16 protein-coding genes and 1 pseudogene are annotated in these 18,352 nt (G+C 71.4%); 8 read left to right on the top strand and 9 right to left on the bottom strand.

Going from position 1 to position 18,352, the window contains the following annotated elements; all coding sequences use genetic code 11:
- Positions 1 to 131: 131 nt before the first annotated feature.
- Together idi and ACRX5W_RS19565 are read right to left on the bottom strand one after the other, a co-directional pair.
- Positions 132 to 701 carry an isopentenyl-diphosphate Delta-isomerase gene (gene idi / locus ACRX5W_RS19570; protein ID WP_436789500.1) on the bottom strand — a complete coding sequence of 190 codons (570 nt, stop codon included), beginning with the start codon at positions 699 to 701 and terminating at the stop codon, positions 132 to 134.
- Positions 702 to 831: 130 nt separating this feature from the next.
- Positions 832 to 1,140 carry a chorismate mutase gene (locus ACRX5W_RS19565; RefSeq protein WP_436789499.1) on the bottom strand — a complete coding sequence of 103 codons (309 nt, stop codon included), beginning with the start codon at positions 1,138 to 1,140 and terminating at the stop codon, positions 832 to 834.
- Between the two features lie 195 nt (positions 1,141 to 1,335).
- Here ACRX5W_RS19565 and ACRX5W_RS19560 point away from each other — a divergent pair, with 195 nt between their 5' ends.
- The gene (locus tag ACRX5W_RS19560) at positions 1,336 to 1,884 is read left to right on the top strand and encodes a hypothetical protein (protein WP_436789498.1); all 549 of its coding nucleotides are present in this window, start codon (positions 1,336 to 1,338) and stop codon (positions 1,882 to 1,884) included.
- A gap of 159 nt (positions 1,885 to 2,043) precedes the next feature.
- Here the strand turns inward: ACRX5W_RS19560 and ACRX5W_RS19555 are convergent, their stop codons facing one another.
- The 4 genes from ACRX5W_RS19555 to ACRX5W_RS19540 form a co-directional block, all read right to left on the bottom strand.
- Positions 2,044 to 2,460: a hypothetical protein gene (locus ACRX5W_RS19555; protein WP_436789497.1), complete on the bottom strand. Its 417-nt coding sequence runs from the start codon at positions 2,458 to 2,460 to the stop codon at positions 2,044 to 2,046.
- Positions 2,457 to 3,323: an IS5 family transposase gene (locus ACRX5W_RS19550; protein ID WP_436789496.1), complete on the bottom strand. Its 867-nt coding sequence runs from the start codon at positions 3,321 to 3,323 to the stop codon at positions 2,457 to 2,459. Before ACRX5W_RS19550 ends, ACRX5W_RS19555 begins: the two co-directional genes overlap by 4 nt.
- 174 nt (positions 3,324 to 3,497) lie before the next feature.
- Positions 3,498 to 3,881 (bottom strand): hypothetical protein, encoded by a 384-nt coding sequence (locus ACRX5W_RS19545; protein ID WP_436789495.1) that lies wholly within the window; start codon positions 3,879 to 3,881, stop codon positions 3,498 to 3,500.
- A 148-nt stretch (positions 3,882 to 4,029) separates the two neighbouring features.
- A complete protein-coding gene (locus ACRX5W_RS19540) occupies positions 4,030 to 4,500 on the bottom strand; it encodes a Zn-ribbon domain-containing OB-fold protein (RefSeq protein ID WP_436789621.1) in 471 nt (156 codons plus the stop codon).
- A gap of 313 nt (positions 4,501 to 4,813) precedes the next feature.
- On the opposite strand from ACRX5W_RS19540, the pseudogene ACRX5W_RS19535 reads away from it, so the two are divergent.
- The 3 genes and pseudogenes from ACRX5W_RS19535 to ACRX5W_RS19525 form a co-directional block, all read left to right on the top strand.
- A pseudogene (locus ACRX5W_RS19535) lies at positions 4,814 to 5,737 on the top strand (AAA family ATPase); the annotation flags it as partial.
- A gap of 673 nt (positions 5,738 to 6,410) precedes the next feature.
- Positions 6,411 to 7,946: a hypothetical protein gene (locus ACRX5W_RS19530; protein ID WP_436789494.1), complete on the top strand. Its 1,536-nt coding sequence runs from the start codon at positions 6,411 to 6,413 to the stop codon at positions 7,944 to 7,946.
- A complete protein-coding gene (locus ACRX5W_RS19525; RefSeq protein WP_436789493.1) occupies positions 7,943 to 10,858 on the top strand; it encodes an ATP-binding protein in 2,916 nt (971 codons plus the stop codon). The genes ACRX5W_RS19530 and ACRX5W_RS19525 overlap by 4 nt, the downstream gene beginning before the upstream one ends.
- Here the strand turns inward: ACRX5W_RS19525 and ACRX5W_RS19520 are convergent.
- On the bottom strand, positions 10,849 to 11,316 hold the full coding sequence (locus tag ACRX5W_RS19520) for a hypothetical protein (RefSeq protein ID WP_436789492.1): 468 nt from the start codon (positions 11,314 to 11,316) through the stop codon (positions 10,849 to 10,851). The genes ACRX5W_RS19525 and ACRX5W_RS19520 overlap by 10 nt on opposite strands.
- Before the next feature lie 619 nt (positions 11,317 to 11,935).
- Positions 11,936 to 12,100: a hypothetical protein gene (locus ACRX5W_RS19515; RefSeq protein WP_436789491.1), complete on the bottom strand. Its 165-nt coding sequence runs from the start codon at positions 12,098 to 12,100 to the stop codon at positions 11,936 to 11,938.
- 51 nt (positions 12,101 to 12,151) lie between these two features.
- On the opposite strand from ACRX5W_RS19515, the gene dapD reads away from it, so the two are divergent.
- The 3 genes from dapD (at position 12,152) to ACRX5W_RS19500 (ending at position 15,667) form a co-directional block, all read left to right on the top strand.
- Positions 12,152 to 13,138: a 2,3,4,5-tetrahydropyridine-2,6-dicarboxylate N-succinyltransferase gene (gene dapD, locus ACRX5W_RS19510; RefSeq protein WP_436789490.1), complete on the top strand. Its 987-nt coding sequence runs from the start codon at positions 12,152 to 12,154 to the stop codon at positions 13,136 to 13,138.
- A 351-nt stretch (positions 13,139 to 13,489) separates the two neighbouring features.
- The gene (locus tag ACRX5W_RS19505; protein ID WP_436789489.1) at positions 13,490 to 14,251 is read left to right on the top strand and encodes an SAM-dependent methyltransferase; all 762 of its coding nucleotides are present in this window, start codon (positions 13,490 to 13,492) and stop codon (positions 14,249 to 14,251) included.
- A 234-nt stretch (positions 14,252 to 14,485) separates the two neighbouring features.
- Entirely contained in the window at positions 14,486 to 15,667 is a 1,182-nt protein-coding gene (locus ACRX5W_RS19500; protein ID WP_436789488.1) for an amidohydrolase family protein, read from the top strand.
- Between the two features lie 81 nt (positions 15,668 to 15,748).
- On the opposite strand, the gene ACRX5W_RS19495 is transcribed toward ACRX5W_RS19500, so the two are convergent.
- Positions 15,749 to 16,450, bottom strand: a complete 702-nt coding sequence (locus ACRX5W_RS19495) for a TetR/AcrR family transcriptional regulator (RefSeq protein ID WP_436789487.1) — start codon at positions 16,448 to 16,450, stop codon at positions 15,749 to 15,751.
- 200 nt (positions 16,451 to 16,650) lie between these two features.
- On the opposite strand from ACRX5W_RS19495, the gene ACRX5W_RS19490 reads away from it, so the two are divergent.
- Positions 16,651 to 18,174, top strand: a complete 1,524-nt coding sequence (locus ACRX5W_RS19490) for an MFS transporter (protein WP_436789486.1) — start codon at positions 16,651 to 16,653, stop codon at positions 18,172 to 18,174.
- The last annotated feature ends 178 nt before the right edge of the window (positions 18,175 to 18,352 follow it).

Below are 18,352 nucleotides of genomic sequence, written 5' to 3'. Positions count from 1 at the left end.
CCCCCCCCCCCCCGCCGCCCTTCGCGCACGGGCGAAGGGCTCGATGATCGGCCGGGCGGGGGCGGGGCTGTCGCTGCCCTTCGCGCCCGCGGTCGACGGCGTCCGCGTCATCCCCGCCCCACGTCGCGCGCTCAGCGGCCGGACGCGAGGTCTTCCAGGGCCGGGCGTACCGCGGTCAGGACCGTGGTGAGCCAAGCGGTGTGTTCGCGCGCGGCGAGCCAGTCGTCGAGGTCGGTGAGGGGGACGTACGCGACGTCGTCGACCTCCTCGGGGTTCAGGTCGACGCCGCTGCCGACGCGGCCCACGAACAGGTGGTTGTACTCCTTCTCCACGAGGCCGGAGACCTCGTCGGTGACGTCGTAGGTCACCTGCCCGGCGGACCGCAGCCCCGCGGCCTTGACACCGATCTCCTCGCCGACCCGGCGGGCGACGGCGTCGGCCGGGGGCTCTCCCGGATACGGGTGGCTACAGCATGTGTTCGACCAGCGGCCGGGCGAGTGGTACTTCGTCAGGGCCCGGCGCTGCATCAGCACGGACCCGGCGTCGGGGCCGCCTTCGTCGCCGAGGAGGAAGACGGAGAACGCGCGGTGCAACTGGCCGGGCGGCTGATGCGCGGCGAGCTTCTCCGCGAGGCCGATCGTGTTGCCGTCGGCATCCACAAGTTCGACCATCACCTGGTCCGGCGACGCTTCCTGGATCATGCGTGCTCCCTACCGACCCGCGTGCCCCGCTACTGTCCGTACTTCCTCCGAAACCCTACCGGCCGCGCGATTATGCCGCGGGAGGTTGAGCGGGAGCCTCGGGGCGAAGCGGGCCGTGCTGCGGGGGTGTTCACCCGCGCGGGATCGAGGTGTGGTGGTGGATCACCTCGGCGATCAGGAAGTTCAGGAACTTCTCGGCGAAGTCCGGGTCCAGCTTCGCGCTCGTCGCGAGCGCGCGCAGGCGCTGAATCTGCACCGCCTCCCGCCCCGGATCGGCGGGCGGAAGGTCGTAGGCCGCCTTCAGCACGCCGACGCGCTTGGTGCACTTGAACCGCTCGGCCAGCAGGTGGACCAGCGCCGCGTCGATGTTGTCGATGCTGTCCCGGAGTTCCAGCAACTCGTCGGGGATCTTCGGCGCGTCCTGCTCGGGTCCGGTCATGTTTCTCGCTCGCGCTGCTCGGTGGTTCGGTCGGCCATGCCGCGCCACCCTACCCGGGGCCCTGTACAAGGCGCTTCCTAGGTGTCGCGGCCCTTTCCGGTGGCAATCCTGAACATACGACCGACGCGGATGCCGCGCTTGCCGGCCGCGTGCCCGGTCGGTACGCATGCGACGAGGCATGAGGGGGCGATCGGGATGGACGATGTCCGCCTGACACCCGCCGAGAGGCGGGCGCTCGACGGGATCGAAGGCGAATTGCGCAAGGACCGGGACCTGGACCGTGCGATGCGCCGGATGCGTCTGCCCGGCACGCGCCGCCGACCACTGCGGGGTCGCGTCGACAGCATCGACAACGTCGACGGTCTCGAGAGCATCGACGGCGACAGCACCGTCGCCGAGTTGTCCGCGGCGGACGGCGACGAGGCTGCTCCCGGCCCCGACACCGCGCGCGGCACCGGGATGGACGCGCACGCGCCCGCAGACTCGTCGGCAGATCCCCCCCTCGGCGAACCGAGCGGACGACGTCGGCGCGGGCACGCCCGGCGCCGGCGGCAGGACCCGCACGGTGACCGGCGCCGCGTGTGGATGCTGACGGTCGTGCTGTGCGTCGTCCTCGCCGCGCTGTTCACCGCGGGGACGCCGTTCTTCCTGCTGTTCTCGATGGTCGTGGTGACACTCGCGGCGACGGCCGGTGTGGTGTGGATATTCGTCGCGCTGTCGATGCGCCGCCCGGACACGGGCTGAAGACAGAGGCGAACCGCGAGTCGCGGCGCTCTCCCATGGGGCAGCGTCGAGACGTACCGAGATATACCGAGATGTACTGAGAGGGCGGTACGTGACTTGATGTCCGGGTTCGTGTTTTGCGTTGGGTGAGGTGTGCTGGTCGCGGGCGTGCTGCGTGTCCTACGGACGGGTGTGGGTGAACAGTCCGGGCTGGGCCTCGGCGAGGATGCCCCGGGCAACGAGGCGCTTCAGCTTGGAACGGATGCCTCCGATGTCCTTCGGCAGCAGGCCGAGGTCGAGGGCCTCGCACAGGTCGCGTGCGCGCAGGGGCTGCTGTCTGGTGTGGAAGACCGCGATGATCTGCGGATAGAGCGGGTGTTCGGGCAGTACCGGGCCGGCCTGGTCCACGGCGTCGGGGGCGAGGCCGTCCGCGAGTTCGGCGGCGGTCTGCCTGGTGATCCGCACGTGCTCGAGGTCGCGTTCGATGCCGTGCAGCCGAGCGGTGAGCTGATCGATCTCGGTCCGCAACGCGGCGGCCTGGTCGGCGAGTTCCGTCTCCCGTTCGGTGATCCGGGCGAAGAGCCGGCTGATGGTCATGCCGCGTGTGCCGGCTCGCCGTGTGCCGGGTCGGCCGGGGTGCGCCAGCTGGTGGCGGTGGTGCCGGTCAGGCGCCGGGCCATTCGGTCGGTCTCGGCCCAGTGCACGCGGGAGACCGAGGAGGCCGGGTGCGATTCGTAGTCCCGCACCAGTCGCCGGTGCAGTATCAAGGTCCCGTTCGTCTGCTCGACCCTCCACCGGATCGGCTGCGGGGCGAACCCGGTCTGCCTCGGGTTCCGCTCGACGATCTCGACGTCCACGCCCAGGGTCCGGCCGTGCTCGACGACGGTCCGTTTGAAGCCCTGGTCGACCAGGGCCTTGGTCACCGACGGCGCCCGCACGGCGACTTCGTCCAGCAGCGCGGTGCCGGCGTCGTTGTCGTGGGCGCTCGCCGCGAGCACCACCACGGCGATGACCAGGCCCAGCACGTCCACCGCCAGGCCGCGCTTGCGGCCCGGCACCTTCTTCGCGGCGTCCCTGCCGGTCGTCGCCGCGGGCACGTTCACCGCGGCGTGCACGCTCTGCGTGTCCAGCACCACCAGGGACGGGTCCTCTAATCGCCCGGCGCGCTCGCGCACCGAACAGCGCAGCAGCTCGTGGATCGTCCGGTCGGTGCCGTCGTTGCGCCACGTGTAGAAGTAGTACTTCACCGCGCCGGGCGGCGGGAGGTCATGCGGAAGGTAGTCCCACTGGCAGCCGGTCCGGGACTGGTACAGGATCGCGTTGACGATCTCCCGCATCGCGTAGTTGCCCTGGTGGCCGCTGACGGACGGGTGCCTCGCCTTCCACGCGGCGATCACCGGCTCGACCAGGGCCCACCGCTCATCGGACAGATCGCTCTTGTAGGGCTTGCGGTCGCTCACTCGCCCACTCCAGCACGGCCAATCCCGCCGACCCGCCCGAACATCCCATAACCACACCATCAGGCGATATCAAACCAGGCAAAGCGTCGCGTACCGCCCTCTGAGATGCACGCGGTGGGCGCCCGGTCGGACGGATGCTCCCCAGCCGCGGCCGACGCCCGAGCGGCGCCGCCGTCAGCGGGCGTGCCGTCCTCGGCCGTTAGCGTTCCGGCGCCTGTCCGCCCGCGCGACGTCGGGGGTCGCCGCGGAGGAAGCCGGCAGCGGCTGCTGCGGCGACGAGTAGGCGGGAGGCTGCGGTTCACCGCGCCCCAGGCCCCGGCCGCGGACCGCGACCACGATCGTGATCAGTGGCCCGAGTGCACCGATCACCAGTGCGGCGTCGAGCGCGACGAGCCCGCCCCGTCCGATGGACCAGAACACGAGTGCCAGGCACACGACGATCGACGCCAGCACGCATGCCGTCATCCGGTTCTGGCGGGGGCCGTGCAGGAAGGCCCAGGCGCAGGCGGAAAGCCCCACGACCGCGGTGCCCAGGGCGGCGACCGACGTGGTGTTCATCGCGGAACCTCCGCATCCTCGCCCGGGCCGGGGTCGGCCCGGGGTCCGCATGCAGTGTTACCCGGATCCACCGCGATGACATCCTCGCCCATGCGGGCTTCGCGTGCGGAGCGGGGGCGAGCGGCGTGCGGAGGGGCGGACGAGGCGGTCAGCCGGCCGGCTTGCGCGCCGGCCGGTCGGCTGCGGGGTCCGCGTCGGCCGGCGCCGCCGGGGGCGGGAACTGCGGCCGGAAATACGGAAGTACGCGTTCGCCGCCGGCGCCGTGCGGGTCGATGCGCACGCGCAGTCCCTCGCGCACGGGATGGGACTCGATGCCGATCAGGTTCGTGAGCATGCGGTAGCCGTCGTCGAGGTCGACGATCGCGACGGCGTACGGCGCGGTCGGTGCCGTCGGGCGGCGCACGACGGTCCAACTGTGCACGGTTCCCAGGCCCGCGCTGGCCCGCCATTCCAGCGCACGTGAGGCGCACCCCCTGCACAGTTCGGTCGGCGTGAAGTTCGCCGTGCCGCATTGCGTGCAGCGCTGATAGCGCAACGCACCGTCTGCGGCTCCGTCCCCCCGCGGCGCGGCGAGCGGCGTGGCCGGATGCAGGGGTATGCCTGTCTGGGGTTCGAGCACCGTCAAGGCCTTTCCGTTCCGAACGCGTTGTTGGGGGCGGTTGCGGCGACGGTGGCCGACTGGTGCTCCGTGATGCCATATTCGATCTTGTGACAATGCACGATGCCGGCGAGTCCATACTGCGCGACGTTCCGGTGCGGTCGAGCCCCCGGTGTCATTCCCTCGCCCCCTTCCCTGCCGGGCGCGGCGGCGTGCCCCCGGCGACGGCCCTATTGGAAGCGGGACTTGATGATCCGTCAAGAGTCGGCGACAGTACGGGCCTACCATCAATTTCGGTCATTTCCAGTCATCTTGGGCAGGAAACCCACGAAATATGCTCCCGGACCGCGGCCCACGGAACAGACCTGTCCGAAAACCGACCCATGACGGTCACGCGGCGGCGGAACCGGGCGCTACCGAACTCCCCCGCGCCGCAGCGCCGGAGGCCGGATCTCGAGATTCGATGAGGACTTCTGTGTCAAGGCGGGCACATCGGGTGACCTTCATAGGCCAGGATGGGACTTGCAAACGCGTCCCACCGGCCGCCCTCGGCAGACGCGTGCACCCTCGTGGGGAAGGTGCCGGTATGGCAGAAGTGAACGGCTCGCCGGGTCCCCTGGCCCGACGACCGGCCGGACCAGCGGCGGAGCAACCGCCGGACGCGCTCCCGTCGGGAGCGCTTGCGCGGCGTGCCGACGGCGCACGCCCCCTCGACGTGCGCCGCGCCGCGGCCGTCGGCGTCTCCGGCCGGAATGGCTCGGAAACGCTCCCGACGGCGCGCACGGAGTTGCTGGAGCGCGACGGCGAGATGGGCGCGGTCCGCGGCGTCATCGAGACCCTGTGCGAACACGCCCACACGGGCGGCACCGCCGCGCTCCCGGGCGAACTCCTCGTGGTGGAGAGCGAGGCGGGCTGGGGCAAGACCACCATCCTCGACGAAGCCCGCCGAGTCGCCGTGGCCAGCCACTGCACCGTGCTGCGGGCCAAGGGCGGCGAGCGGGAACAGGCCCGGTCCTTCTCCGTCGTCAGGCAACTGTTCTTCAACCTGCTCGCCCGCTGCACCGACGACGAACGCGGCGAACTCCTGGGCGACTGGTACGACATCATCGCCCCGGCCGTCGGCCTGTGCCCCGCGGCGTCCGGATCCCGCCCGGACCCGCTCGGTGTGCGCGACGCGCTCGACTGGCTCATGACCGGGCTCACCAAGCGGTACGGCCCGGTCGTCCTGCTGGTCGACGACGCCCACTGGGCGGACACCGAGTCGTTGCAGTGGCTCGTCGGGTTCGCCCGCAACCTCGAACAATGGCCGGTTTTGCTCATGGTGGCCCGGCGTACGGAAGAACTGACCGAGGCCCGCGACCTGCTCGGCGAACTCTCCTCGCTCGACCGCGCCCACCGCCTGCGGCTCGCCCGGCTCTCGCCGCACGCGGTGTCGTCCGTCGTCAAGGCCGTGCTCGGGCCCGCCGAGGACGCGTTCGTGGAGCGCTGCGCCGAGGTGACCGGCGGCAGCAACTTCGTGCTGTGGGCGACGCTCAACGAATTCCGGCGGCGCGGCCTCGCGCCCACGTCCGCCCACGCTCAACTGCTCCCCGACATCGCCGCCGAACAGATCGGGCCGCGCCTGGCGTCCCGGCTCGAAGGCATGGGCGACGCCACGATCGCGGTCGCCCGCGCGGTCGCGGTGCTCGGCTCCGACGCGACCCCGGTGCGCGTGGCCGCGCTCGCGGAGATCCCCGTGTCCGACGTCGGGGGGAATCGCGGACCGGCTGCGCGCCGCCGCGATCCTGGGCAACGAGGACGTTCTGGGTTTCGTCCACCCGCTCATCGCCACCGCGGTCTACCAGTTCATCCAGCCCAGCGCCCGCAGCGCTCTGCACGCCCGCGCCGCACGGCTGTTGGTCACCGACGGACGCGACGCGCGATCCGCCGCCGTGCACTTGCTGGCCACCGAGCCGTGCGGCGACCCCTGGGTGGTCGAGCAACTGCGGCTCGCCGCCGACCAGGACAAGAAGGCCGGTGCGCCGCACTCCGCACTGCGCTGCCTGCAACGCGCCATGAACGAACCGCCACGACGCGAGGAACGCGCCGCGGTCCGCTACGAGTTGGGCCGCGCCTGGTTCGTCAACTCGCCGGAGCAGGCGATCATCCACCTGCGCGCCGCACTCGCCGACGACAACGGCGACCGGGTGCTGCGCGAGTCGATCGTGCTGCACCTGTCCCGCGCGCTGGGCTACACCGACCAGGTCGCCGAGGCCGTCGAACTCCTCGACGCCGAAGCCCAGGCGGTCCACTCGCACACGACCCGCCTCAGGCTTCAGGCCGAGCACTTCCTGTGGGCCGTGTGGTGGGTCGACGACCCCGACTACCACACGCGCGCCCGCCGCCTGAAGAACCTCGTCGTACGCCTGGAGGGCAAGAACCGCACCGAGCGCTGCCTGCTCGCGCTGCGTGCGTGGTACGGCGTCGTGCGCGGCGACCCCATGGTGCAGGTGCTCGCGAGTGCCGACCAGGCGTGGGGACCCGGCCTGACGTGGACCGACGAGGAGTGGGGTTTCGAGATCCCGGGCCTGCTCGCGCTCACGTACATGTACTGCGACCGCAACGACCGCGCCGAAGAGCTCTTCACCGAGGGCATCGACGAGCTGCGGGCGCACGGTTGGCTCGGCACGCACTTGTCGTACGCGTACTCGCTGCGCTCCTTTGTGCGCTACCGGCAGGGCAAGCTGGCCCTCGCCGAAGAGGACTGCCGCGCCGGCCTGCGCCTCGCCATGCGCCTCGGTTCGCTCGCACAGGCCCGCTGGTACCCGCTCAGCGTGCTGATCGAGGTGCTGATCGCACGCGGACGCGTGGCCGAGGCCGCCGAACTCGCCGAGCAGCACGACTTCAAGGAGCCGTTCCCCAACACCGTTGTCACGCCCGTGCCGCAGACCGTGCGCGGTGAGCTGCGCCTGGCGATGAACCTGCCGCTGGAGGCGGAGGACGACTTCCGCGAGGCCGGCGAAAAACTGGAGAACCGGGGTGTGTCCAACCCCGCCTGGTGCCCGTGGCGGATCAACCTGGCCAAGGCACTCGCGATGCGCGACCCGGAGGAGGCGTACGAAGAGGCCTGCGAGGCCCTGCGCCGCGCCTACCGCTTCGGCGCACCGTCCGCGATGGGGATGGCGCTGCGCGTCACCGGGCGGCTGGAGGGCGGCCAGAAGGGGCTCTCGAAGATCGAGGACGCACTGATGTGGCTCGAACACTCCGACGCGCGCTACGAATACGCGCTGACGCTGGTGGAGTACGGCATGGTGCTGCGCCGGGAGTTCGGTGACCGCGACGCGGTGGACCCGTTGTTCGAGGGGCTGACGGTCGCGGTCGAATGCGGTGCGGACGCGTTGGCGAACGCGGCACGCGGAGAGCTTGTCGACATGGGCCAGCTTCCGCCGTCCCTGATGCCGGGCCGCGGCCCTGAGGAGTACTCGTGAGCACAGCGGCCGGGGCCGCGTACAACCCTTCGGACGAACCGCTGTTCGAGCGTCGGGACGAACTCTCCCTGATCGAGACGCTGGTCCGCGACCTGTGCGGCCCACCACAGCGCGGCGGCGTCGTGGTGTTCGAGGGCGCGGCGGGCCTCGGCAAGACGTCGCTCGTCGAGGTGGCTCGGCGGGTCGCCGTCGCCAACGACTGCACGGTGTTGCAGGCGAAGGGCGGCGAGCGCGAGCAGGGACGCGCCTTCCATGTCGTGCGGCAGCTCTTCCGCCGGCTTCTGGCCGCATGCGACGAGGCGGAGCGCCACGAGCTGCTGGGCGGCTGGTGGGACCTCGTCGCCCCGGCGATCGGCCTCGCCCCGGCGGCGGCAGACGACAGTCCCCCGCCGGATCCGCAGGGCGTGCGTGATGCGCTGGACTGGCTGATGGCCGGTCTCAGCCAGCGGCGCGGGCGCGTGGTCGTGCTGGTCGACGACGCGCACTGGGCAGACCGTGAATCGCTCACCTGGCTGGAGTCGTTCGCGCGTACGGTCGAGTCGATGCCGGTGTTGCTGCTGATCGCCCGGCGCCCCGAGGAACCGACGCCCAACGCCGACCTGCTCGGCGATCTCGCGGACATGCCCGGCACCCGGCGGCTCGATCTCGCGCCGCTGTCGCCGCACGCGGTGGACACCATGGTCCGGCAGCGGATCGGGCCGTCCGCCGACGACGCGTTCTGCAAGCTGTGCCACGCGACCACCGAAGGAAACCCCTACGTGGTGGGGCAGTTGATCGGCGAGGTGGCGGACCGGCGGATCAAGCCCAACGCGGCGAACGCACGGCTTCTGGAAGGGCTCGCGTCGGCGATCGTCGGACGCGGCATGATCGCCCGCCTCGAACGCACCGGGCCGGAGGCTGTCCGCCTCGCCCGCGCGGTCGCCGTGCTCGGCGCGGAGGCCACGCTCGGGCGGGCGGCGGCACTGGCCGACCTGGACCCCGAGGACGCGGTGGCCCCGGCCGACCGGCTGCGCGCGGTGCGGGTGTTGGCCGGCGACGAGCAACTGGAGTTCGCGCATCCGACCATCGCCACCGAGGTCTACCGGCGAATACCGCCGCAGGCACGCGGTGCGCTGCACGCGCGGGCGGCGCGCCTGCTGATCGCGGACGGACACGCCGAGGCCCAGGCGGCGGCGCACCTGCTGGTGACGTATCCGTCGGGTGACCCCTGGGTCGTCGCGCGGCTGCGCGGGGCGGCGCGGGAGGACATGCGTGCCGGCGCGCCGGACTCTGCGTACCGGAACCTGCTGCGCGCCCTCAACGAGCCGCCGTTCGGTGAGGAACGCACGGCGGTGCTCTACGAGCTGGGTCTCGCGGCGTTCGTGCACGACCCGCGCGCGGCGATTCAACATCTGTACGCGGCGCTGTCCGGGGCGCCTGCCGAACACCCGTCCCGGCAGGTGATCGTGCTGCGGCTCGCGAAGGCGCTCGCCCACGACGACAGGCTCGCGGAGGCGGTGCGGCTGCTCGACGCGGAGGCGCGCACCACGAAGCTGTCGCGTGCCCGACTGCGTTTGCAGACCGAGCACTTCCTGTGGGCGTTGTTCTGGGTCGACGACACCGAGGCGCACACACGGGCCCGGCGGCTGCGTTCGCTGGCCGGGCGGCTTGCCGGGACGGACACCACCGAGCGATGCCTGCTGGGCATGCGGGCGTGGTACGGCGTGGTGCGCGGCGACCCTGCGGTGCAGGTGCTGGCGTACGCCGAACGCGCCCTGGACCCGCCGCTGAGCTGGGTGGACGAGGACTGGAGCCTCGAAGTCCCGAGTCTGGCCGCGCAGTCGTTCGTGTATTGCGACCAGCCGGACCGGGCGGAGCGGATTTTCCTCGACGGCATCCGCGAGTTGGAGTCACGCGGCCTGCACGGGACGCATCTCGCCTTCGCCAAGACGATCCTGGCGCAGCTGAGGTACCGTCAGGGCCGCTTGATCGAGGCGGAGGCGGACGCGCGGACCGGCTGGGACTACGCGGACCGGCTGGGGCCGAAAGCGCCCGCACGGTGGTACGCCCTCGGCACGCTGATCCAGATCCTGGTGGCGCGCGGACGGCTCGACGAGGCCGAGGCGATCGCCGAAGAGCACTCGTTCGGCGGGCCGTTCCCCAACGCCGTGGTCTTCCCCGTCCCGCAGACCGTGCGCGGCGAACTGAGGCTGGCCCGGCACCAATACGCGGAGGCCGCGGCGGACTTCTCCGAGGCCGGCCGCCTGCTCGACGCGCGGGGGGCGACCAATCCCGCGTGGTGTCCGTGGCGTCCGAACCTCGCTCTCGCCCTCGTCGGAGACGACCCCGCGGCGGCGCGGCGGGTGGCGAACCGCGCGGTGGGCCAGGCGTACGTCTTCGGTGCGCCGTCGGCGCTCGGCCACGCGTTGCGGGTGGCCGGGCAGGTGACAGGCGGCGCCGAAGGGCTCGCAAAACTCGGCGAATCGGTGCGGTGGCTTGCCGACTCTCCCGCACGCTACGAGTACGCGCTCTCGCTGGTCGAGTTCGGTGCCGCGCTGCGGCGGGCGAAGCGCATCTCGGACGCGCGTCTGCGGCTGGGCGAAGGCCTGGAGGCGGCGGTGCGGTGTGGTGCGGACGGACTCGCGGAACGAGCACGTGCGGAGCTGCTGGCGGCGGGCGGGCGGCCCCGGCGGGCGTACCGGACCGGCGTCGAGGCGCTGACCACGCGCGAACGCCAGACGGCGCGGCTGGTCGTGCGGGGGCTGTCGAATTCCGCGGTCGCACGCGAACTCGGCGTGCAGCTCGGGACGGTGCAGAAGCATCTGACGGCGGTGTACGCCAAGTTGGACACCGACCGCGAGGGCCTTGCGGAGTTCGATCTGGGCGACGGCACGAAGCCCGGCGGGCCCTTCGGTCACGGGCCTCAGCGCTGACGTAACAGGACCGCGCGGGTGTACAGCACCGGGCAGTACGTGATGACCGACTCGCGCAGCCGGAGTGTGAGAATCGCCCGGTCGACGCTCAGCGACAAGGCGCTGTGGCCGTAGCCCTCGATCGTTATGGCTCCGGCGCCCCGGCCGAGGTCGAGGTGTCCGTACGCGTACCCGAGCAGCACATGCGAGCGCCGGTAGCGGAACCGGGTCACGTCCGCCGGGTCGTCGTCGGGCTTGCCGTCGATGATGTAGGTCGTGTGCGAGCCGAGGAATGTGCCGTCGGGGGCGAGCGTGATGTCGAGGAAGAAGTCACGCAGGTCGTATCCGTCGTGGCCGGGCACCCCGGGAACGACGGTGTCCGCGGACCGCCAGCGCGCCCCGGCCCCGCGGGGCGAGGCACCGCGCCCCGGCGAGGTGCCGCTCCTGGGGCCTCGGTGCGTGGGGTGGTCGAGGACCACGGTGATCTCCTCGCCGGCACGCGTGCGTCCCCGTCTGCCGCACGCGTGCCTCTCGCCTCGTCGATGGCTTCACCGGACCTGGTGCCGCGTCAGAAAGCCTGACAGCGGGTCGTCGGCACGCGATCGGCGCGATCCGCGCCGCGTCCATATGGGCCCGGGCCAGGTGGGGTCCGGGTCCGGTCCGGTGTTTGTTCCGTTGTTTCGTCCGGGGTGGTTCCGGACCTTGCACAGGTTTCGTTGGCTTGGTTCTTTTTTGTCCAGGTTGATCCAAGGTGTTCGGCGATGTGGGTGCTCTTCGGAACCGCTTGACGCTTCGGGCGGTGCAGGCCGATGGCCTGCCGCCGTCGCGCGGCGCCGAACGGACCTGCCGTGAAGGCGGGCCCGCCGGCGACCTTTTCGCGCGGTCGTGCCGCCGACCCCCCGGACGGCGGACACGGGCCCCCGCTGAGCGTGCGGGCGCTCGTGGAGAAAGCGTGCCGGAGTCGGGACGGGGCCGCAGTGGAGGGACCCCTCTACTCTTTGCGGACTTCCCGGACGCGCGGCACCGGGCAGGGGATGGACGGCAGCGGACGTGCGGTTTTCCGCCGATGCGCGTTCCGTACGCTCCGGCGCACACGGCTCACAGGGGGCGCACACGGCCTGCGCGGAAAGCGAGGTCGGCCTGCTCGTGGTGCTCCATCGCGGTGCGGAACGCGGTTTCGTCGAGGTCCCCGCGCTGTGCCCCCCACATCTGGCGGGCGCGGTGTGCGGGCTCGGGGCGTGCCGCGGTGTGCGGCGGGTCCATGGGATGGGCCGCCCCGGCGTGGGATGCCTGTCCTCACGTAACGTAGGCCGGGTGATCGAGACTGCTTCCCCCACCTCAGGCGCCGTCGCCGCCGGCCTGGCCACCCTTGCCGCGGACGGCACTGTCCTGGACACCTGGTACCCCGCCCCCGAGCTGACGTCCGGCGGCGACAAGGCCGAGACCGTGCGTCTGAACGCCGACGAGGCCGTGGCCGCCCTCGGTGCGGACGTCGCCGCCGGGCTCGGCGCCGACGAGCTGCGCGGCGTCGAGGTCGTCGCGGTGCGCACGGTGATCGGCTCGCTCGCCGAGGCGCCCGTCGACGCTCACGATGTGTACCTGCGCCTGCATCTCCTGAGCCACCGCCTGGTCCGCCCGCACGGGGCGAACCTCGACGGAATCTTCGGCCTGCTCGCCAACGTGGCGTGGACCAACCTCGGGCCCGTCCCGGTCGACGGCGTGTCGGCCGCGCGGCTGCGCGCCCGCGCGGCCCGGGTGCCGTTCGAGATCGCGGGCGTCGACAAGTTCCCGCGGATGACCGAGTACGTCGTCCCGTCGGGTGTGCGCATCGCCGACACCACCCGCGTCCGGCTCGGCGCGCACCTTGCGTCCGGCACGACCGTGATGCACGAGGGCTTCTGCAACTACAACGCCGGCACGCTCGGCGCGTCGATGGTCGAGGGCCGCATCAGCGCGGGCGTCGTCGTCGGCGACCACAGCGACATCGGCGGCGGCGCGTCGATCATGGGCACCCTGTCCGGCGGCGGCAAGCAGGTCATCTCCGTCGGCGAGCGGTGCCTCCTGGGCGCCAACGCCGGCATCGGCATCTCGCTCGGCGACGACTGCGTGGTCGAGGCCGGCCTTTATGTCACCGCGGGCACCCGCGTGACTCTGGAGGACGGCACGGTCGTGAAGGCCTCCGAACTCTCCGGGCGCGACGGCCTCCTGCTCCGCCGAAACTCGACCACCGGGGCGGTCGAGGGCATCGGCCGCACCGAGTCGTGGGGCACGCTCAACGCGGACCTGCACAAGAACGACTGATCCGGGCAACCGCTGCCGGAGCCGCGCCATGCGGCTCCGGCAGCGGTGTCTCGGACCGGTGTCGCCGAACCACTTGTCGACCGAACGGTATTGCGGTCGGGTTCGAGGGCACGCACGCGTGGGTGTGCGGCGGAAGCCACGCACGAGGATGGCTGCTACTATCACCGGCGGCGGCAACCTGTCGGCCGAATGAGGGACACACGGATCTCAAGGAGGTGAGTTGATGACTGTCGTGAAGACCGCTGCCTCGTGCGGCGTCCGACGCATCCTCACTTCCTGTCTCCCGGGCTGAGCTGAGCCCGGTCCCCGGGCCGCATGCGCGCGTCCCGGGCCGATCCAAGGGTCTTCACGTTGTCCCAGCATTCCGACAACCCTGTCATCGACGCCTTCTTCGCCCTGCACCGCGGACTGCTCCGGCAGGGCCCCGGTTCGGACGCCTCAACACGGCACCTGCTGCGGCTGGCCGGTCCGCTGCCCTCCCGGCCGCGGATCCTGGACGCGGGCTGCGGTCCCGGCGGGTCCGCATTGGTGCTCGCCGCCGAGGCGGACGCCGATCTGATCGCCGTCGACCTGCACCAGCCGTTCCTGGACGAGCTCGACGCCGAGGCTCGGCGCCGCGGGCTCGCGGACCGTATCCGCACGCTCAACTGTTCGATGGACCAACTCCCGTTCCCTGACGGTCACTTCACCGTCATCTGGGCGGAAAGCTCGGTCTACAACATCGGTTTCGACCGCGCCCTGCGCATCTGGCGACGCCTGCTGGGCCCGGACGGTGTCCTGGTCGTCACCGAGGCCGAATGGACCACCGCCACGCCCTCCCCCGAAGCGCGAGCCTTCTGGGAAGGGCAGTACGAACTGCGCACCGCCGACCGGAACACCGCGGCGGCGGACGCGGCCGGCTACGACGTCGCCGCCCGCCATCCCCTGCCCGAAGCCGACTGGTGGGACAGCTACTACACACCGCTGGCGGCACGCTGCGACGCCGCCGATACCGGACAGCCCGGCATGGCGGAAGCGGTCGCGATGACCCGTGCGGAGATCGCCATGCGCGCCGAGCACGGCGGCGACTACGGCTACACCGGTTACGTCCTCCGGCCACGGCGCGAGGGCTGATCGCCGAGCGGTCGTGCCGGGTCGGGTTCCTCGGCCCATCCGGGCTCGTCGGACTTGCCCGGTTCCCGGCACGACCGCACCTGCGGCGTACCGGGTCTGCGAGGGCCGACGGGTGCGTGCACGCCCCCTTGTCGCCGCGCGCCTGATCGGCCTACGGTGCGAGTGTCGTCCTGACCCATCATCAACTCGCGTACCAGCTATCGCCGTTCCCGCAACGGCCAGGGAGTGCCGCGCGTGACCGACCTGCTCCTCCCCGACCCCGAACCGCGCGAGGTCCGCTACACGGTGATCTCGGTGGACGACCACCTCGTGGAACCGCCGGACATGTTCGAGGGCCGGCTGCCCGCCCGCTTCCAGCCGGGTGCGCCGCGCGTCGTCGAGAACGACAAGGGGCACCAGCTCTGGGAGTTCGACGGCGAGCGCTACACCCAGGTGGGCATGAACGCCGTCGCCGGGCGCCGCCCCGAGACGCGCTCGCTGGAGCCGACGCGCTTCGAGGACATGCGGCGGGGCTGCTGGGACATCCACGAGCGCATCCGCGACATGGACATTGCCGGGATCTGGGCGTCGCTCAACTTCCCGTCGCAGATCACCGGCTTCTGCGGCCGGGTGTTCTCGCAGGCGAGCGACCCCGGCCTCGGGGCCGCGGTCACCCGGGCGTGGAACGACTGGCTGTACGAGGAGTGGTGGCAGCCGTACCCGGACCGCATCATCCCGTTGGGCATCACGTACCTCACCGACGCGGCCGAGGGCGCCGCCGAGATCCGCCGCAACGCGGAGCGCGGCTTCCGCAGTGTCGCGTTGCCGGAGCGCCCGCACCGCATCGGACTGCCGTCGCTGTTCTCGGGGCACTGGGACCCGATCATCGAGGCGTGTGCGGAGACCGACACGGTCATCTCCCTGCACGTGGGCTCGTCAGGCATGGCCGACATGGCACCGGGCGCTCCCATGCTCGAACTGGGTGCGACGATGTTCGGCCAACTGTCGTTGCAGGCATGCGCCGAGTGGCTGTGGTCCGGCTACGCGGTCCGCCACCCGGGGCTGCGCATCGCCATGTCGGAGGGCGGCATCGGGTGGGTGGCCATGCTGCTGGACCGGCTGGACAACCTCGTGGACCGCTCCGGCTACGGGGGCCTCGCGCAGAAGTGGGGCATACGCCCCGCCGACGTCCTGACCAGGAACTTCCGCTTTTGTACGCTCGACGACCCGTCGACGATCGAGACACGCCACCGCATCGGCGTGGAGAACATCATGCTGGAGACGGACTACCCGCACGGCGACGGCACGTGGCCGGACACGCAGGACGTCATCGCCAAGGCCTGGGGGCACCTCCCCGTCCCGGAGCTGCGGCTGCTGACCCATGCCAACGCCGCGCGGCTGTTCCGACACCCCCTCCCGGAGGCGCCGAGACCGTGACCGGAGCCGGAGCGGGACGCTGCCGCCGCCCGTCGCCTCAACCAGACGGCGGCGCGTTCCGCCTCCGGGCGTGCGGAAACGTCACGGCAGATCGGCGGGCTTGCGCGCCTCGATCATCGGCAGCACCACGTGGTCGACAATGCGGGCGACCTCGTCACGGGTGGGCGGCTCGTCGGTGGCCATGTAGATCTGGCCGACCATCGCGGGACCGGCGAACAGGCACTCTCGCTCCGCCGCGCCCGGACGGGCCTCGCCGCGCTCGATCGCGTCCCGGATGACCTGGCCGATGACCTGCAGGCGCGGCTCGGCCGCGCGCTCACGCCACAGGCGTTCGAGCTCGGGGCAGCGCGCGGCCTCGCCGCACACCGCGCGCAGGGCGAGGCCGGCGATCCCCGCGCACGCCTCCGCGTAGGAGTACAGCACCGTCACGAGGTCTTCGCGCAGGTCGCCGACCAGGCGGTGGGCGTCGGGCGCAGGAATGGCGGCGGACAGGCAGTCGACGACCATGGTCGGTTTGTCGGCCCAGCGACGGTAGAGTGTCGACTTCCCCGTCCCGGCACGCGCGGCCACGCCTTCGAAGGTCAGCCCGGTGTACCCGCGCTCGGCGAGCTCCTCGACGACGCCTTGGCGGATCGCCTGTTCCAAGACGGCGCCGCGGCGCCTGGGGAGATGGCGGTGGTCGCAGCCGACCTCGACCGCGAGGCCGCCGATCGCGTCGCAGTGCACGTCGGCCCGCACGCCGACTCGTACGTCAGCCTGCGTGTCCGCCTTGGCCTTGGCCATCCGTTCGCACCTCCGAGCGTCATCGTACAGAAAACGGTTGCGTCTTCTAAAGGCTTTGCTTAGTCTCTCTCAGAGTACGGAACCGTCCTCTAAAGAGAGGAGGTTCCACAACTCGCCCCCGGCCAAACCGCCGGCAAAACGTTCGCATCGCCTGCCAAGCCGTCAGCAAAACCGCAAGTCAGAATCTGCGAGGTACACACATGTCCACGGCACCCCCCGAGGTGGCCGCCACCACGGGATCGTCCGAAGCGCCGAGCCGCGGGGTCTCCCCGGGCGTCGCGCTGGCCGTCCTGGCGGGTGCGCAGCTCATGATCGTGCTCGACGCGACGATCGTGAACATCGCCCTTCCCGACATCCGAGGGGCGCTCGGATTCTCCGAGGCCTCGCTGACCTGGGTCATGAACGCGTACACGCTCACCTTCGGCGGCCTGCTGCTGCTCGGCGGGCGGCTCGGCGACCTGCTCGGCCGCCGGAAGATGTTCATATGGGGCCTTCTGGTCTTCACGCTCGCCAGCCTCCTGGGCGGGTTCGCCCAGAACGAGGCGACGTTGCTCGCGGCCCGGGCGCTGCAGGGTGTCGGCGGCGCGTTCACCGCCCCCGCCGTGCTGTCGCTGGTCACGACGACCTTCAAGGAAGGCGCGGAACGCAACAAGGCACTGGGCGTCTACGCCGCGGTGTCCGGCATGGGCGCCGCAGTCGGCCTGCTGGCGGGCGGCTTCCTCACCGAATACGCCAACTGGCGCTGGGTCATGTTCGTCAACGTTCCGATCGGCATCGGCTTGGCGCTCGCGATTCCGCGCGTCTTCCCCGCCGACAAGATCGCCGAAGCCGGCCGGGGCCTGGGCCGCTTCGACATCCCGGGCGCGATCACCTCGACCGTGGGTGTTTCCGCACTGGTCTACGGCTTCATCCGCGCCGCGGAGGAAAGCTGGAGCGACTCGGTGACGCTGGTGGCGTTCGTGCTGGCCGCCGTGTTCATCGCGCTGTTCATCGCGATCGAGCTGCGCACGCGCCAACCGCTGCTGCCCCTGCGGCTGTTCCTCAACAAGACGCGCACCGGCGGCTACCTGGTCATGATGCTCGCGGGTGCGGGCATGATGAGCACCTTCTTCTTCCTGACGCTGTTCATGCAGAACGAAGAGCTGCTGGACCTCTCGCCGGTGCTCGCGGGCACCGCGTACCTCCCGCTCACCGTGGGTGTCATCACCTCCGCACAGGTGACGTCGCGGCTCATCACGACTCGCGGGCCGCGGCCCTTCCTGATCGTGGGGCCGCTGGTGGCCGGTGCGGGCCTGCTGTGGCTGTCGTTCCTGGAGACCGACTCGAACTACTGGAGCGGCATCCTGCCGGGCGTCGTCCTGATGGGCTTCGGCATGGGCGCGGTGTTCGTGTCGATCATGACGACGGCGACCGCGGGCATCGCGGCCGAGGACGCCGGCATCGGCTCCGCCGTGCTGAACGTGACCCAGCAGATAGGCGGCACGATCGGTCTCGCCGTGCTGGCGACCATCTCGACGTCGGCGTTCGAGAGCGACCTCGACGAGCAGGTGGACAAGGTCGGGCAGCCGACCGCGTCCGTGGTGGCGCATGCGTCGGCGGCCGGTTGGACCACGGCGATCCTCGCCTCGTCGATCATGCTGTTCGCTTCGGCTCTCATCGCGTTCGCCCTGGTGCGCATCCGCCGCGAGGACGTGCGGGTCGACCCGAGCGCCGTCACGCACTGACACCCCGTCAAGTGAAGTCACGGGCACCGTGGCACGGTACTGGCCCGGTGACACCCGGACGGCCCGGAACGGATCACCTTCCGGCCGTCCGGGGCCGCGAACAGCCGTAGTGTCACAAGGCGGTCGACAGAGCAATGCGGATGCGGGGGGGGGGGGGGGGGGGGGGGGGGGGGGGGGG

Origin of the sequence: Yinghuangia sp. YIM S10712 (genome assembly GCF_051388935.1) — a bacterium.
Lineage (GTDB): Bacteria > Actinomycetota > Actinomycetes > Streptomycetales > Streptomycetaceae > Yinghuangia.
Note: the sequence above shows the minus strand (reverse complement) of the source record. Positions and strands in the feature narration are given on the sequence as shown.

Bases quoted from the DNA above. Each gene is read 5' to 3' on its own strand.
- ACRX5W_RS19515 (WP_436789491.1), bottom strand. From the start codon at position 12,100: ATGGACCCGCCGCACACCGCGGCACGCCCCGAGCCCGCACACCGCGCC.
- ACRX5W_RS19545 (WP_436789495.1), bottom strand. From the start codon at position 3,881: ATGAACACCACGTCGGTCGCCGCCCTGGGCACCGCGGTCGTGGGGCTT.
- ACRX5W_RS19495 (WP_436789487.1), bottom strand. From the start codon at position 16,450: ATGGCCAAGGCCAAGGCGGACACGCAGGCTGACGTACGAGTCGGCGTG.
- ACRX5W_RS19565 (WP_436789499.1), bottom strand. From the start codon at position 1,140: ATGACCGGACCCGAGCAGGACGCGCCGAAGATCCCCGACGAGTTGCTG.
- ACRX5W_RS19490 (WP_436789486.1), top strand. From the start codon at position 16,651: ATGTCCACGGCACCCCCCGAGGTGGCCGCCACCACGGGATCGTCCGAA.
- ACRX5W_RS19560 (WP_436789498.1), top strand. From the start codon at position 1,336: ATGGACGATGTCCGCCTGACACCCGCCGAGAGGCGGGCGCTCGACGGG.
- idi (WP_436789500.1), bottom strand. From the start codon at position 701: ATGATCCAGGAAGCGTCGCCGGACCAGGTGATGGTCGAACTTGTGGAT.
- ACRX5W_RS19555 (WP_436789497.1), bottom strand. From the start codon at position 2,460: ATGACCATCAGCCGGCTCTTCGCCCGGATCACCGAACGGGAGACGGAA.